The sequence below is a fragment of the Pseudomonas sp. TE21435 genome, from assembly GCF_056279265.1.
On the sequence record NZ_JBWBQZ010000001.1, the window covers coordinates 2,028,486 to 2,043,085 of the forward strand.

The following is a 14,600-nucleotide window of genomic DNA, read 5'->3' on the forward strand; positions in this document are numbered from 1 at the left end:
ATGGAATTCACCACTCAACACTTCATCGCATTGGCGCCGATGCTGATCACCACCATCACCACGGTGGTGGTGATGCTGGCGATCGCCTGGAAGCGCAACCACTCGCAGACCTTCCTGCTGTCCACCGTGGGCCTGAACCTGGCCCTGCTGTCGATCCTGCCGGCGCTGAAGGTCGCGCCCCTGGCGGTGACCTCGCTGGTGACCATCGACAAGTTCGCCTGCCTGTACATGGCGATCATCCTGGTGGCCACCCTGGCCTGCGTCACCCTCGCCCACGCCTACCTCGGCGAAGGCTCCAAAGGCTTCCCAGGCAACCGTGAAGAGCTGTACCTGCTGCTGCTGATGTCGGCACTGGGTGGCCTGGTGCTGGTCAGCGCCAACCACCTGGCCGGCCTGTTCATCGGCCTGGAGCTGCTGTCGGTGCCGGTCTACGGCCTGGTGGCGTATGCGTTCTTCAACAAGCGCTCGCTGGAAGCCGGCATCAAGTACATGGTGCTGTCGGCCGCCGGTTCCGCCTTCCTGCTGTTCGGCATGGCGCTGCTGTATGCCGACGCCGGCGCCCTGACCTTCGACCAGCTGGGCAAGGCCCTGGCCGCTACCAGCATGCCAAGCCTGCTGGCGCAACTGGGCCTGGGCATGATGCTGGTGGGCCTGGCCTTCAAGCTGTCGCTGGTGCCGTTCCACCTGTGGACCCCGGACGTGTATGAAGGCGCCCCGGCGCCGGTCGCCGCGTTCCTGGCCACCGCCAGCAAGGTCGCGGTATTCGCCGTGGTCGTGCGCCTGTTCATGCTCTCCCCCGCCGCCAGCAGCGGCGTACTGAGCACCGTACTGGCAGTCATCGCCGTGGCGTCGATCATCATCGGCAACCTGCTGGCGCTGACCCAGAGCAACCTCAAGCGCCTGCTGGGTTACTCATCCATCGCCCACTTCGGCTACCTGGTCATCGCCCTGGTCGCCAGCAAGGGCCTGGCCCTGGAAGCCATGGGCGTGTATCTGGTCACCTACGTGATCACCAGCCTCGGCGCCTTCGGCGTGATCACCCTGATGTCCTCGCCATACGCCGGCCGTGACGCCGACGCCCTGTACGAGTACCGCGGCCTGTTCTGGCGCCGTCCGTACCTGACCGCGGTACTGACCGTGATGATGCTGTCGCTGGCCGGTATCCCGCTGACCGCAGGCTTCATCGGCAAGTTCTACATCATCGCCACCGGCGTCGAGTCGCACCTTTGGTGGCTGGTCGGCGCCCTGGTGATCGGTAGCGCCATCGGCGTGTACTACTACCTGCGTGTCATGGTCACCCTGTACCTGGTCGAGCCGAACTTGCGTCGCCACGACGCCCCGCTGAAGTGGGAACAGCGCACCGGCGGCGTGATGCTGCTGGCCATCGCGATCCTTGCCTTCGTGCTGGGCGTGTACCCGCAGCCGCTGCTGGAGATGGTGCAGCAGGCTGGTTTGCAACTGATCGGCTGATCGGCTGCCAGCAACACAAGACACCCCGCCTCGGCGGGGTGTTCTTTTTTGGGGCCGCTTTGCGGCCCCATGGCTATTACAGATCGACCACTGTGCTTCGTCTGCCCTTTGCAGCGTCAGACTCCCGCACCCGATCTGGAACCTCGTCCCCATGCGCCCCACCCTGCCCTACTCCCTGCTGGCCCTGTTCGTCGCCGGCTCCGCCCAGGCCGCCAACCGCGTCGAACTCGACCAGGTGCTGATCCAGGACCATCAACAGTCCGAGCTGGAAGCCGCCGCCGATCACCTGCGTGAAATCCCCGGCGCCAGCAACCTGGTGGACATGGACAAGGTGGGCCAGGGCCGGGTGGCGACCAATCAGGATGTGCTGGCCTACCAGCCGGGAGTGTTCGCCCAGTCGGCGGGCAACGACGGCATCAAGCTGTCGATCCGTGGTTCGGGCATCAACCGCGCGCCGGGTGCCCACGGTTCGGGCGTCTACACGATGTTCGACGGCCTGCCGCTGACAGGTCCCGGCGGCACGCCCTATGAGCTGTTCGAACCGCTGTGGCTGAGCCGCGCCGAAGTGCTGCGCGGTGCCAACGGTTTCGCCCAGGGCTCGCTGGCCCTGGGCGGCGCGATCAACTACGTGACCCACACCGGCTACGATGCCGCGCCCTTGCAGGTGCGCTACGAAGTCGGCAGCCGTGGCTACCAGCGCCGGCACATCAGCTCCGGGCAGGTGCTGGGCAACCTCGACTATTACGTAGCGCTTACCGACGCCGAGTACGACGGCTTCCAGCGGCACAGCAGTGGCAGCGCCAAGGGCATCGCCGCCAACGTCGGCTATCGCTTCAACCCGAACCTGGAGACGCGCTTCTACCTGCGCTACCGCGAGACCGAGAACGATCTGGCCGGACGCCTGACCAAAGGCCAGATCAAGCACGATCCACGCGCGGCAAACCCTGCCTACCTGGCCCGCGATGACAGCCGCCCGCAACCGGGCAGCACCTGGGTCGGCAACAAGACGACCTTCTTCCTGGATGACGATTCGCGCCTGGAGGCGGGGCTGGTCTATCACGACTACCCGATGGACCTGCGTGAAGGCCCGATGCGCCTGAAGGTCGCCTACACCGATGTCAGCGGCACGCTGAACTACTTGCGTCGTGACACCCTGTTTGGCCATGAGAGCAAGACCACGCTAGGCTGGCGCACCACCAAGCACCTGCCCAACAGCGGCGCCTCGCAGTTCGCCCGCCCCGGCGGCGACAATTTCGGGGCCCGCACCCGCGACTTCAGCTACCAAGGTTCGGACACTGTGTTGCATGCAGGCAACGATCTGGAGCTTATTCCGAACCTGTGGCTGACCACGGGCCTGGCGATGATCTACACCCGCCGTGAAAGCGATGTCACCTATCCAAGCAGTGGCGGCAAGGTCAGCCAGCATGACTGGGATTATGCGCCACGCCTGGGCCTGCGTTACGACATCCGCCCGGACCTGCAGGTCTACGGCAACCTCAGCCGCTCGGTGGAGCCGCCGCACCCGTGGTCGCTGGTCTGGAGCGCGCCGGTAAACAACCAGCCGATGAAGATGCAGAACCAGACCGCCACTACCCTGGAACTGGGCGCCCGCGGTGATTCGGCCCTGGGGCGCTGGGACCTGGCCTGGTACTACGCCCAAGTGCGCCACGAACTGCTGAACGTGGAAGTCGTGCAAGGTTTGCCGTTCAAGGAGTTCAACGCCAGCCCCACCGTGCACCAGGGCCTCGAAGCCGGCCTGGACAGCCTCCTCTGGGAGCAACCCGGCACCGGCAAGCTCAGCCTGCGCCAAGCCTACGCCTTCAGTGACTTCCACTACCGCGACGACGACAAGTTCGGCGACAACCGCCTGCCCGGCATCCCCATGCACTACTACCAGGCCGAACTGCGCTACGACTGGCCGGCGGGCTTCTACGCGGGGGTGAACACGCAGATGGCCTCCAAGGTGCAGGTGGACTATGCCAACAGCTACCACGCCGACGCCTACGCCCTGCTCGGCGCGCGGCTGGGCTGGGACTCGCCCAAGCGCGACTGGCAGACCTGGCTGGACTTGCGCAACCTGACCAACAAGCGTTACGCGGCGACGGTGACGCCGGGGTACAACGATGCCGGGCAGGACATCGCCCGCTCGACGCCGGGGGAAGGGTTCGGGGTGTATGCGGGGGTGTCCTACAGTTTTCGCTGACTGGTGGCTAGGTCTTCACTGCGCTGCCGTTGCTCATCCAACTCAACAACCGTACGCAACAAAGCTCGGAAAAATGCCGCACGGGGGAAGGTAAGGTTGGCAGCAGCGCCACGCACAAGCCAGTTCGGGTGATCCTGTAAGGGCAACACATAAGTCCAGTGGTCCGACTTCACTTCTGCCAACAAAGTGGAGCCCGGCAACACGGCATCGGCGGCAAGCATCTGGCCATCATTGCGAGGATCGATTCTGGCAAGGCGTTCGTAGAAAGGACGTAAACCTGGAGAAACATCTCCGGCAACAGTGTAAGCAAGCACCGTATAGCTGTTTACCCCAGGTAGCCGGGGATGGCTCGCCAGCCAACGGACGCGCTCACGTCGGGTAAGGCTCGTGACCTCATGTCCGTCCGAGCGGGTACACTGCAATGCTTCGAATCGAGAGGCAAGCTTCTGGTAAAGGTCGTCATGGGAATCGGCCAGCGGGGTACCCATCACAACGCCAGACAGCGACACGAACGACAATGGCGCTCGGGGCGATCCGCTGTCCTCCAGTCGCGCAAGGGCTACCAGGGTGTCCGCCACGCCTTTCGAGTACCCGACGACGATAACCCGGGATACTGTCGGGTCCGTCGCCTCCTGACGGATCGCATCAGCTATCGCCATGCCATTGGTCATGGACGAGACTCTTCCCCCCACCGCCACGGCACGTACTCGTCGAAGCCCAAGGGATGCCAAGTAGGTATAACCTTCTGTGAGATTGCGCGCCGGAGTTCTGGTAACGCCATCACTGAACGGAAGCGACTGATCGGCTACACAGTCACCAAAGATTCCTGGGATCACTAGCACGGAAACGCCCCGTAACGAAGCTTCGGACGTCGGACGGGCAATTGCCCTGTCTGGCCAATGGATCCACGCCTGGACATGGCTTGCACGCCCTAACGGAGATCGGGCCAACTCCGCCGCAAAATGGTTGGCAAACAGCTGCCGATCATCACCTATGCCCGCCGCACCGATAGGTAGCGAGGCGACAGTGAAGGAGCTGGGGATAGGGGATGCCAGCATCTCGGGTTTACAGCCGGACAAACCTGCCAGAGCCCAGGGAATGAGGACGACCAGCCCCCATCGGCACACACTTGAGGTTTTGCCAGCCATTGGCTTCTCCCGTTACATGCACGCCTGGAAAAATGTAGCAGCACACGGCGAAGTCGGCGCAGCAACCTCGATAGCAAAACACCACCATCGACCATTGACCGATGGCTTTTGTCAGCTAGATTGAATGATGGCATTTGGATACACGGACCACACCCGTGTGCATTGCTCAAGCATCGGTTCGATGCAGGGCAAAGCAGGAGCCGAGCATGATGAAAGCCGGTTTGATTGCCACTGTCATATTCTTCGGCCAGCTCAACCTGGCCTCTGCAACTGCGCCAACTCAGAGCATACTTGTTCAAGTGGCGTTGCCACCGGACACCGGCTTCGACCTCGGAACATTGAAGTCGAACCTGCCCAAACAGGTCAACGTTGAAGTGAGGCTGGCGTCCGAGGCCTCGGACGTTGTCGAACAGGTACATCAAGGGAAAATCGACATTGCGCTTGTACCGACCAGTGATATCAGTCGCTATGCGCCGAACTTCGCAGTATTCGACTTACCGTTCAGCGTAAGCAAAGGCGCGGAAGATAAACTCTTTTCCGGTGCTTTCGGTCAGGACACCACTCCTTATCTGCTCTCCAGCCTGAAGAGTTCGGATCTCGGCCAGATTGGTGTTGCGCTGTATGTCGACACGTACGTACTCGCTAGTCAGACACCGGCCAGGTCGCCCGGCGACTACCGCGGCAGCAAGGTGGCGCTGTTGCAGGACAGCCCGATGCGCGCCCCCCTTGAGGCTGCTGGTGCGCACCTGGTGCTGATGCAGGACAATCGACAGATTGCCAGAGCCTTGGAGCGTGGAAAGATTGATGCCGCCGAACTGCCCATGAGGGAGTTGGGGCATTCATTCGATACCCCTTACATAGCCATGACCGCTCATCGTTTCTCTGCCTTGGCCGTCATCTATAACAAGGCCAAGTATGCGCAGCTTTCCGCCGAGTTGCGCGAGCGAATTGACTCCGCATTCAGAACAACCCGCAACGCCATGTACCGGCCAAGGCCATCCTTTGCCGAGAATGAACTGGATGTGGACGTTAATATCCGTAACGAATGGCGCCACCTGGTCGAAAAAACACAATGGGAATCGATCGCGCGAGTCGATAAAGCGCTGTTGGCTGCGCTGCAGGAGCCTCTGGTTTTTCATCCGGTGAGTCATACAGGCGAGCCAGGCAGCGATCTGCGCTGGAACACCTGGTATCAGTCGGGCAGCAAAACGTTCAGCCAGCAACTTTATCCAGACCGCGAGTACGATCTGACGCTCGATTTAGGCCGCACCTCCTATCCCGGCGCCCTTGCGACCGCAGCAGAGAAATGGATTTTCAGAGAAATCCAACGAACTCCGGAAGGCGCCGACATATCCCTGTTGATTCGCCCTGTCATTACCAGTGATCTCCTGACCGCACGCCCGGACCAACCACTGACCGCGAAGGTACTCAAGATAAAGCGGAGCAGGCTGATTGCGCAGACCAGCGATGTACAATTGGTCGAGCAAGCCGCAAGTCACGGCATACCACCACAGACGCTTTCCAAGGTTCTTTCCGTCAGTGAGCCGCTCACCTGGCCCATTGTCGTGGCCAATCGAACGGGCTGTGCACAGATTGCCTTCTCCATCTGGAACTTCAGTGGATTGCGGCCTCTCGACCAGATCGTGGTCAATGTCCCGGTGGTGGCGGATGCCGGCAACCCCGCACCTGACTGCAAAGCAACCATTGACGGCGGCATCGACAGCCTGCTGTCACTGGATGCACACGATACCCCATCGCAAGCCGATGCTGCCCTGCAGTTCTTTGACACTGGCAGCAAGCGTGAAGGCGACGCCAAGACCGTAGCCGTTTTCGTCAGCCGCGCCGAGTTGCAAAGCGCTGTGGACAGTGGCCACCCGCCTCCCGTCTATGCCTGGACGCTCAAGGAAGAACTGTCCCGTTTTCTTCAACAACCCGATAATCTGCAACACTCGATTGCCAAGGCTCATGATGAAATCAACCAGCAACGCCCCTACGACAGCGTCGTACGGCAGCTTTCCGCGTCCATTTTCAACGCCCGTGAACGCAGCGAAGACGCCGTGACCGAGCACGCGAAAAACGCGCTGAGGCAGCTTGCCGCGCAGCCCACCCCTGCCACATTGCTCACCCGCTACTTCGATAACGATGGATCGATTCAATATCTGCCACTCGCATTACTGGCAGCCGATGCCCAGGAGCGGGTCCTGTCGAGAAGATTGACGATCGTTCAACCGGTAGCTGAACCCAAGTCACTGCCCAAGGACAGTTGCGTCGATAACTGGGACCTGGCCATTCCCGACCGCCTTGAGGGTGCCCGGGCCGAAGCAGCCGAGCTGCTTGCAAAGTCGGACTGGCGTCCGACGGCTGCCGGGGACCGTTGGTACCGTGACAATCCTCAATTGTTCGACTTCCTCAGATCACGAGGTGACGATCACCCTCCTCGCACCGGCTTGCTGCTGCTTGCACACCACGATAAAGGCGGCATTACCTACGCGTGGGATGAAAAACCTGATCGTGTCATCAATGCGGAAGTACGCAGAGCATTCGGAACAGGCAGCTTCGCAGTGCTGGCAGCCTGCGCCACAAGCGGTGCATCCCGGGAGAGCCGCAACTTCATGAACCATTTGCTGGACAACGGTATGGAAGCTGTTATCACCTCTCCGTTTCAAGTCGACACGGCATTCGGCACTCGCTTCGCCGTCAGCTTCGCCAACACTGTCAAGAACGCTCAGGACAAAGGTGAGCCGGCCAGACTGATCGACCTGTTCAACCGTGCAGTGGATGACACGATGCAGGCCTATCACGACCAACCCGGCTACAGCGACATGGCCTTGGAATTACAGATCATCGGCAATCACGATGTGAAACTTTGCAGCCCCACCGTAGCAAAACACTAGGGAGAGGGAATGCCATGCGTGGCGCAGTTAGGGCTTCATTGCTCACCGTTTTGATGTTTCTGCTACCCAACGGCTCGGCCATGGCCGCGGCACGGGTGAGCGTCTTGATCAGTGACCTGCATTTCGGTCTGGGCAAAGAATCCAATGGTCGGTGGCATCCCTATGAAGACTTCCGCTGGCCGAATGCTCTGGAAGGTTTCCTGCAAGCGCTTTCCAGCGAATACGGTGACAACATCGATCTGGTCATCGTCGGGGACTTCCTGGAGTTGTGGCAAACACCCGCCGACATTCCTTGCAGCAGCGGTTCGGCCGACGCAGGCTGCACAGTAGGTGAGATGACGCGCCTGGCAGCCCGGATCAGCAAGGCACATGTCCATGAGCTGTCGCTGCTCGGCGATTTCGCACGCAGGGGAGACAACCATCTGTATGTTATTCCGGGCAACCATGACGCCGCATTGCTTGTGCCTCAGGTTTGGCAGCAGGTCTATCCAGCGTTCGGCGATACCCGGGGCCGGGCGCAACTAGTCACCAGCGGCATCTGGCAATCAGCGGACAAACACGTGGTTGCCGAACATGGGCATCAAATCGGCAGCGATGTGAACTCGTTCGCGAAATGGCCGTCCGTAACCACCAGAGGCAATGATGGAATACGCTTCATGGTAAGGCCATGGGGAGAACGGTTCGTTCAGCAACTGTTCAACACCGAAGAACGCGCCTACCCGGTAATCGATAATCTCAGCCCGGAGACAGCAGGTGCTCGTTACCGCATGCATGAACGAGGCTGGCTTGGAACCTTGGCCGACACAGCCAGGTTCATCGCCTTCAACATTTTCGAAACATCGCTGACCCAGAAAGCCGATGGGCTGGGCAAACAAGACCCTGGCCAGGACAACTTCAGCCGCAAGGCGGCAGAACGCGCCGGGCACCAGCTGTTTTTACTATCGCTTCCCGCTAAAGACCCACTGCGAGAGCTGATCGAAGGCGTGGATGAACAGCAGGTAGCCATGCGCAATCAACTCGACACACTGGTTACCCAGCTTTCCGACGATGATCTCAATACGTTGTGCCGCACGGCAGCCCGCCAGTCAAACGCTAATCCGTGCACCGATTCACTAGGGGCTTTGCTTACCAATGCCCTGGTCCCCCAAATGTCGATCTTCCGTTCGCATCTGGCCAACCGCCAACGAGAGCTGGGGGGCTTCGACATCTTCGTGTACGGTCACACGCACTTGTGGGAGTATCCCTGGAAGGTGACCAATGTCGCCGGCGAGGTCAGGAACATCACGGTAGTGAACACGGGAGCTTTCCAGCGCCTCGTCGATGATGCCGGCTTCGTGAAAATTGCCAAGGACAAGTCAATTTCACCCGCTCAGGCACTCAAACAATTGTCAGTGGAGGATCTTCAACCTTGCTACGGCTTGGTCGTGGTCGACCACGGTGCCGCAGTGGTACGCGCGCGGTTACGCTTGTGGCAAATGCAGGAAGGTGGCAACCAGGGCGTATTCAGGGAACCAGGCGTCAGCGACTGCCCACGTAACGGGCCGGACAAATGAGGTGACCAGTCCAAGCGCTCCTTCGGCAAGCTGTACCTGCGCGGTACTTGTCACTACGGCAACTGCACCTGCGGCTTGGTCGAGGCGAAGATCGCCCAGCTGGAAATGAACAGCGCCGCGATCAACGGCCCGATCACAAACCCGTTGAGCCCGAACACCGCCAACCCGCCCAAGGTCGAAACCAATACCAGGTAGTCCGGCATGCGCGTGTCCTTGCCCACCAGGATCGGCCGCAACAGGTTGTCCACCAGGCCGATCACCAGCACCCCGAACGCCGTCAGCACTATCCCCTTCCACAGCGCCCCGACCAGCAGGAAGTACACCGCCACCGGCGCCCAGACGATCCCCGCGCCCACCGCCGGCAGCAACGACAGGAACGCCATCAGCACCGCCCACACCAGCACGCTGGGAATGCCCAGTATCCAGAAGATCAGCCCGCCCAGCGCACCCTGGGTGATCGCCACCAGCAGGTTGCCCTTGACCGTGGCCCGCACCACGCGCTTGAACTTCAGCTGCAGACGGCGTTTCTGCTGCTCGGGCAGTGGCACCGCCTGGCGCACCTTGCGCGCCAGCTCCGCCCCCTCGCGCAGGAAGAAGAACAGCAGGTAGAGCATGATGCCGAAGCTCACCAGGAACTCGAAGGTGCCCTGGCCGAAGCTGAACGCCTGGCCGGCGAGGAACTGGCTGCCCTGGGTCGCCCACTTGGTGATCTTGTCGCGCAGGCCATCGAGGTTGCCCATGCCCATGCGGTCGAGGAAATGCTGGGCATAGGCCGGCAACATGTCCTTGCCCCGTTCGATATAGCCGGCGATATCCAGCTGGCCACTCTCGATGCGCTGGTACAACGCTGCCCCCTCCTGCACCAGCAGGGCGCTGATGATGATCACCGGCAGCACCGCCACCAGCAAGCAGGTGGCCAGGGCCACCGCCGTCGCCAGGTTGCGTCGCCCGCCACAGCGCAGCAACAGGTGGCGTTGCAGCGGTGCGAAGAGGATGCCGAGGATCACCGCCCAGAAGATCGCGCCGGAATACGGCAACATGATCCAGATGAAGGCGATGGTCACCAGGGCCAACAACACGGTCAGGGCTTTGTTCTGCAGTACGGTTTCGTTCATCGGCGTTCCTCGAGGGCTCAACCATTTAGTGCGCTGCGCATCGGTAAAAGTGCCGTTGACCCAGATCAATACTTGCAAGGCGCCGCCGCCTTAGCATCCGCGCCTTTTGCCCCGGTGCGCACCATGACCTCTCCCGCCAAGCCCGAACTGCTCGCCCCCGCCGGTACTCTCAAGACCATGCGCTATGCCTTCGCCTACGGCGCCGACGCGGTCTACGCCGGCCAGCCGCGCTACAGCCTGCGAGTGCGCAACAACGAATTCGACCATGCCAACCTGGCCCTCGGCATCCAGGAGGCGCAGGCCCTGGGCAAGCGCTTCTACGTGGTGGTCAACATCGCCCCGCACAATGCCAAGCTCAAGACCTTCCTCAAGGACCTGGCGCCGGTGATCGAGATGGGCCCGGATGCGCTGATCATGTCCGACCCTGGGCTGATCCTGCTGGTGCGCCAGCATTTCCCGCAGATGCCCATCCACCTCTCTGTGCAAGCCAACACGGTGAACTGGGCCAGCGTGAAGTTCTGGCAGGGCATGGGCCTGACCCGGGTGATCCTGTCGCGGGAGCTGTCGCTGGAAGAGATCGAGGAGATCCGCCAGCAGGTGCCAGAGATGGAACTGGAGGTGTTCGTGCATGGCGCGCTGTGCATGGCCTACTCCGGGCGTTGCCTGCTGTCAGGCTACCTGAACAAGCGCGATGCCAACCAGGGCACCTGCACCAATGCCTGCCGCTGGAAGTATGAGGCGACCCCGGCCACCGAGAACGCTACCGGCGACATCGTCCGCGAATTCGAACCCACGCTGGGCATAGGCGCCCCCACTGACCAGGTGTTCCTGTTGCAGGAGTCCAACCGCCCGGGCGAAGAAATGCCGGCGTTCGAGGACGAGCACGGCACCTACATCATGAACGCCAAGGACCTGCGCGCCATCCAGCACGTCGAGCGCCTGGCACATATGGGCGTGCATTCGTTGAAGATCGAGGGCCGTACCAAATCGCACTTCTACTGCGCCCGCGCCGTGCAGTCCTACCGCCAGGCCATCGATGACGCCGTGGCCGGACGGCCGTTCGACCGCGGCTTGATGGCCAGCCTCGAATCCCTCGCCCAGCGCGGTTACACCGAAGGCTTCCTGCGCCGCCATGTGCACGACGAGTACCAGAACTACCAGCGCGGCAACTCGGTGTCCGAGCGCCAGCAGTTCGTCGGCGAGCTGACCGGGGCGCGGGTCGATGGCCTGGCCGAGGTCAAGGTGAAGAACCGTTTCGCCGTGGGCGATCACTTGGAACTGATGACTCCGCGTGGCAACTACCATTTCGACCTGCACCGCCTGCGCAACCGTCAGCAGCAGGCCATCGAAGTGGCGCCGGGCGATGGCCATGTGGTCTACCTGCCGATCCCCGAGCAGGTATCCCTGGAGTTCGGCTTGCTGATGCGCGACCTGGAAAGCGCCGAGACGGCTGCCTGACAAATCTGTAATCCGCGCCTCAGCCAGCTGACAGGCACTGGCAGCGAGGATGGTGGCAGTTTCGTAGCGAGAGCACGCCATGCCACCGACTCCAACCCGCCGCACCTTCGTCAAGGGCCTGGGCGCCGCCACCGCCCTGGCCGGCCTCGGCCTGTGGCGCCCGCTGGCCCAGGCAGCAGAGGGGCGCTTGCCGCTGCACGACCTGAGTGGCCAGCAGTTCGAACTGTTCATCGGCCAGACCCCGGTCAATATCACCGGCCGCCCACGCACCGCGCAGACCATCAACGCCAGCCTGCCCGGCCCGCAGCTGCGCTGGCGCGAAGGCGACACCGTGACCCTGCGCGTGCGCAACCGCCTGGACCAGCCCACCTCGATCCACTGGCACGGCATCATCCTGCCGGCCAACATGGACGGCGTGCCGGGGCTGAGCTTCGCCGGCATCGAACCGGGCGGCGACTACCTCTACCAGTTCACCCTGCGCCAGAGCGGCACCTACTGGTACCACAGCCACTCCGGCTTGCAGGAGCAGGCCGGCGTGTACGGCGCCATCGTCATCGAACCCCGCGAGCCTGAGCCGCACAGGTACCAGCGCGACCATGTACTGCTGTTCAGCGACTGGTCGGACCAGGCGCCGGAAGCGCTGATGGCTACGCTAAAGAAACAGTCCGACGCCTTCAACTACCACAAGCGCACGGTGGGTGACTTCATAAACGATGTCGCCGAAAGCGGCTGGCGCAACACCCTCGACAACCGCTGGGCCTGGGCGAAGATGCGCATGAGCCCCACCGACCTCGCCGACATCAGCGCTGCCGGCTACACCTACCTGCTCAACGGCCAGCCACCGGACGGCAACTTCACCTGCCTGTTCCAGCCCGGCGAAACCGTGCGCCTGCGCCTTATCAACGCTTCGGCGATGACCTATTTCGACTTTCGCATCCCCGGCCTGAAGCTCACGGTGATCGCCGCCGACGGCCTGCCGGTGACCCCGGTTACCGTGGACGAACTACGCATCGCCGTGGCCGAAACCTATGACGTGCTGGTCACCGTGGGCGACCTGCCCGCCTACACCTTGTTCGCCCAGAGCATGGACCGTACCGGCTTCGCCCGTGGCACCCTGGCCCGCGCCGCTGGATTGCAGGCTCCAGTACCCGAGCCGGATCCACGCCCGGTGCTGAGCATGGACGACATGGGGCATGGCGGCATGGGCCAGATGGACCATTCGAACATGCCGGCGATGGACCACGGCAGCATGGCGGGCATGGACCACTCGGCCATGGCCGGCATGCCCATGATGCAAAGCCACCCCACCAGCGAGACCGACAACCCGCTGGTGGACATGCAGACCATGGCCCCCCGCGCCAACCTCGCCGACCCCGGCATCGGCCTGCGCGGCAATAGCCGCCGGGTATTGACCTACGCCGACCTGCGCAGTCCCTATCCCGACCCGGACGGGCGCGAACCGTCACGGGACATCGAACTGCACCTGACCGGACACATGGAACGCTTCGCCTGGTCGTTCGACGGCATCAAGTTCAGCGATGCCGAGCCGCTGCGTCTGAAGTATGGCGAGCGGGTGCGCATCACCCTGGTCAACGACACCATGATGACCCACCCCATCCACCTGCATGGCATGTGGAGCGACCTGGAAGATGAACAAGGGCGCTTCCTGGTACGCAAGCACACCCTCGACATCCCTCCCGGCAGCCGGCGCAGCTACCGTGTGACCGCCGACGCCCTGGGCCGCTGGGCCTACCACTGCCACCTGCTCTACCACATGGAGACCGGCATGTTCCGCGAGGTACGGGTCGATGAATGAGAACTGCAACCGCCGTATCGTCACCGGTGTCGCACTGATGGCCTTGCTGGCGAGCGAACGGGCCCTGGCTGCGGGCATGGACCATAAGAACCACGGCGCCATGCCAATGGACCACGGCCAGATGAACCATGGCAGCATGCCCATGGACCACAGCCTGATGAACCACGCGGCGACGCCCCCCGACCAACCACGCACACCCTTGCCGGTAGTCACCGACGCCGACCGCCGCGCCGCCTTCCCGCTCCTGCCAGGGCATCAGGTGCACGACCGGGCAACCAACTGGGCAGTGATCGTCGACCAGCTGGAGTACCAGAACTTCGAAAACAGTGGCGCCCTGAACTGGAACGCTACCGCCTGGGTCGGCGGCGATATCGACCGCCTGTGGCTGCGCAGCGAGGGTGAGCGTGAACAGGGCAAGACCCACAAAGCTGAGCTGCAGGCGCTCTGGGGCCATGCCATCAGCCCCTGGTGGGAACTGGTCGGCGGTGTGCGCCAGGACTTCAAGCCCGCCAGCGGCCAAAGCTGGGCAGCCTTCGGCATCCAGGGCACGCCGCTCTACGGACTGGAGCTGGAAGCCACCGCCTATGCTGGCGAGCGGCAGCAGACCGCGCTGCGCCTGGAGGCCGGTTACGCTATGCTGCTGACCAATCGCTGGATCCTCGAACCGACCGTCGAAGCCAACTTCTTCGGGCGCAACGACGGCGGGCGCGAACAAGGTGCGGGGCTGGCCGAAAGCGAGGTGGGCCTGCGCCTGCGCTACGAGATCACGCGCGCGTTCGCGCCCTACGTCGGGGTCAGCTTCAACCGCCTGCACGGCAACCGCGCCGACCAGGCCCGAGAAAATGATGAGGACATCGGCCAGACCCGGTTGGTGGCCGGGGTCCGCCTGCGTTTCTGAAATTTGACGCCGGTCCTTTATGAGCTGCCAGTGTCCCTGCAGGAG

9 protein-coding genes are annotated in these 14,600 nt (G+C 62.5%); 7 read left to right on the forward strand and 2 right to left on the reverse strand.

The annotated features are described in order from the left end of the window. Together nuoN and ACZ9C1_RS09040 are read left to right on the forward strand one after the other, a co-directional pair. Complete coding sequence (gene nuoN, locus ACZ9C1_RS09035) at window positions 1-1,470, forward strand: NADH-quinone oxidoreductase subunit NuoN (protein WP_102685131.1); 1,470 nt, start codon at window positions 1-3, stop codon at window positions 1,468-1,470. A gap of 151 nt (window positions 1,471-1,621) precedes the next feature. After that, complete coding sequence (locus ACZ9C1_RS09040) at window positions 1,622-3,673, forward strand: TonB-dependent receptor family protein (protein WP_277504907.1); 2,052 nt, start codon at window positions 1,622-1,624, stop codon at window positions 3,671-3,673. On the opposite strand, the gene ACZ9C1_RS09045 is transcribed toward ACZ9C1_RS09040, so the two are convergent. Beyond that, window positions 3,658-4,344: a hypothetical protein gene (locus tag ACZ9C1_RS09045; RefSeq protein ID WP_277504910.1), complete on the reverse strand. Its 687-nt coding sequence runs from the start codon at window positions 4,342-4,344 to the stop codon at window positions 3,658-3,660. The two genes, ACZ9C1_RS09040 and ACZ9C1_RS09045, sit on opposite strands and share 16 nt — an antisense overlap. Window positions 4,345-5,027: 683 nt before the next feature. Between ACZ9C1_RS09045 and ACZ9C1_RS09050 the strand changes: the two genes are divergently transcribed. Next, the gene (locus ACZ9C1_RS09050) at window positions 5,028-7,715 is read left to right on the forward strand and encodes a TRAP transporter substrate-binding protein (protein ID WP_457377793.1); all 2,688 of its coding nucleotides are present in this window, start codon (window positions 5,028-5,030) and stop codon (window positions 7,713-7,715) included. 14 nt (window positions 7,716-7,729) lie between these two features. Beyond that, a complete protein-coding gene (locus ACZ9C1_RS09055) occupies window positions 7,730-9,268 on the forward strand; it encodes a metallophosphoesterase family protein (protein ID WP_277504916.1) in 1,539 nt (512 codons plus the stop codon). A 53-nt stretch (window positions 9,269-9,321) separates the two neighbouring features. Here the strand turns inward: ACZ9C1_RS09055 and ACZ9C1_RS09060 are convergent, their stop codons facing one another. After that, window positions 9,322-10,383 carry an AI-2E family transporter gene (locus tag ACZ9C1_RS09060; RefSeq protein WP_277504918.1) on the reverse strand — a complete coding sequence of 354 codons (1,062 nt, stop codon included), beginning with the start codon at window positions 10,381-10,383 and terminating at the stop codon, window positions 9,322-9,324. Between the two features lie 123 nt (window positions 10,384-10,506). On the opposite strand from ACZ9C1_RS09060, the gene trhP reads away from it, so the two are divergent. The 3 genes from trhP to ACZ9C1_RS09075 all read left to right on the forward strand — a co-directional run bounded on the left by trhP (window position 10,507) and on the right by ACZ9C1_RS09075 (window position 14,555). Then, the gene (trhP, locus tag ACZ9C1_RS09065; RefSeq protein WP_139670018.1) at window positions 10,507-11,841 is read left to right on the forward strand and encodes a prephenate-dependent tRNA uridine(34) hydroxylase TrhP; all 1,335 of its coding nucleotides are present in this window, start codon (window positions 10,507-10,509) and stop codon (window positions 11,839-11,841) included. Window positions 11,842-11,920: 79 nt separating this feature from the next. Continuing rightward, window positions 11,921-13,657: a copper resistance system multicopper oxidase gene (locus ACZ9C1_RS09070; RefSeq protein ID WP_277504919.1), complete on the forward strand. Its 1,737-nt coding sequence runs from the start codon at window positions 11,921-11,923 to the stop codon at window positions 13,655-13,657. Continuing rightward, entirely contained in the window at window positions 13,650-14,555 is a 906-nt protein-coding gene (locus ACZ9C1_RS09075) for a copper resistance protein B (RefSeq protein WP_198753959.1), read from the forward strand. Before ACZ9C1_RS09070 ends, ACZ9C1_RS09075 begins: the two co-directional genes overlap by 8 nt. Window positions 14,556-14,600 lie beyond the last annotated feature (45 nt).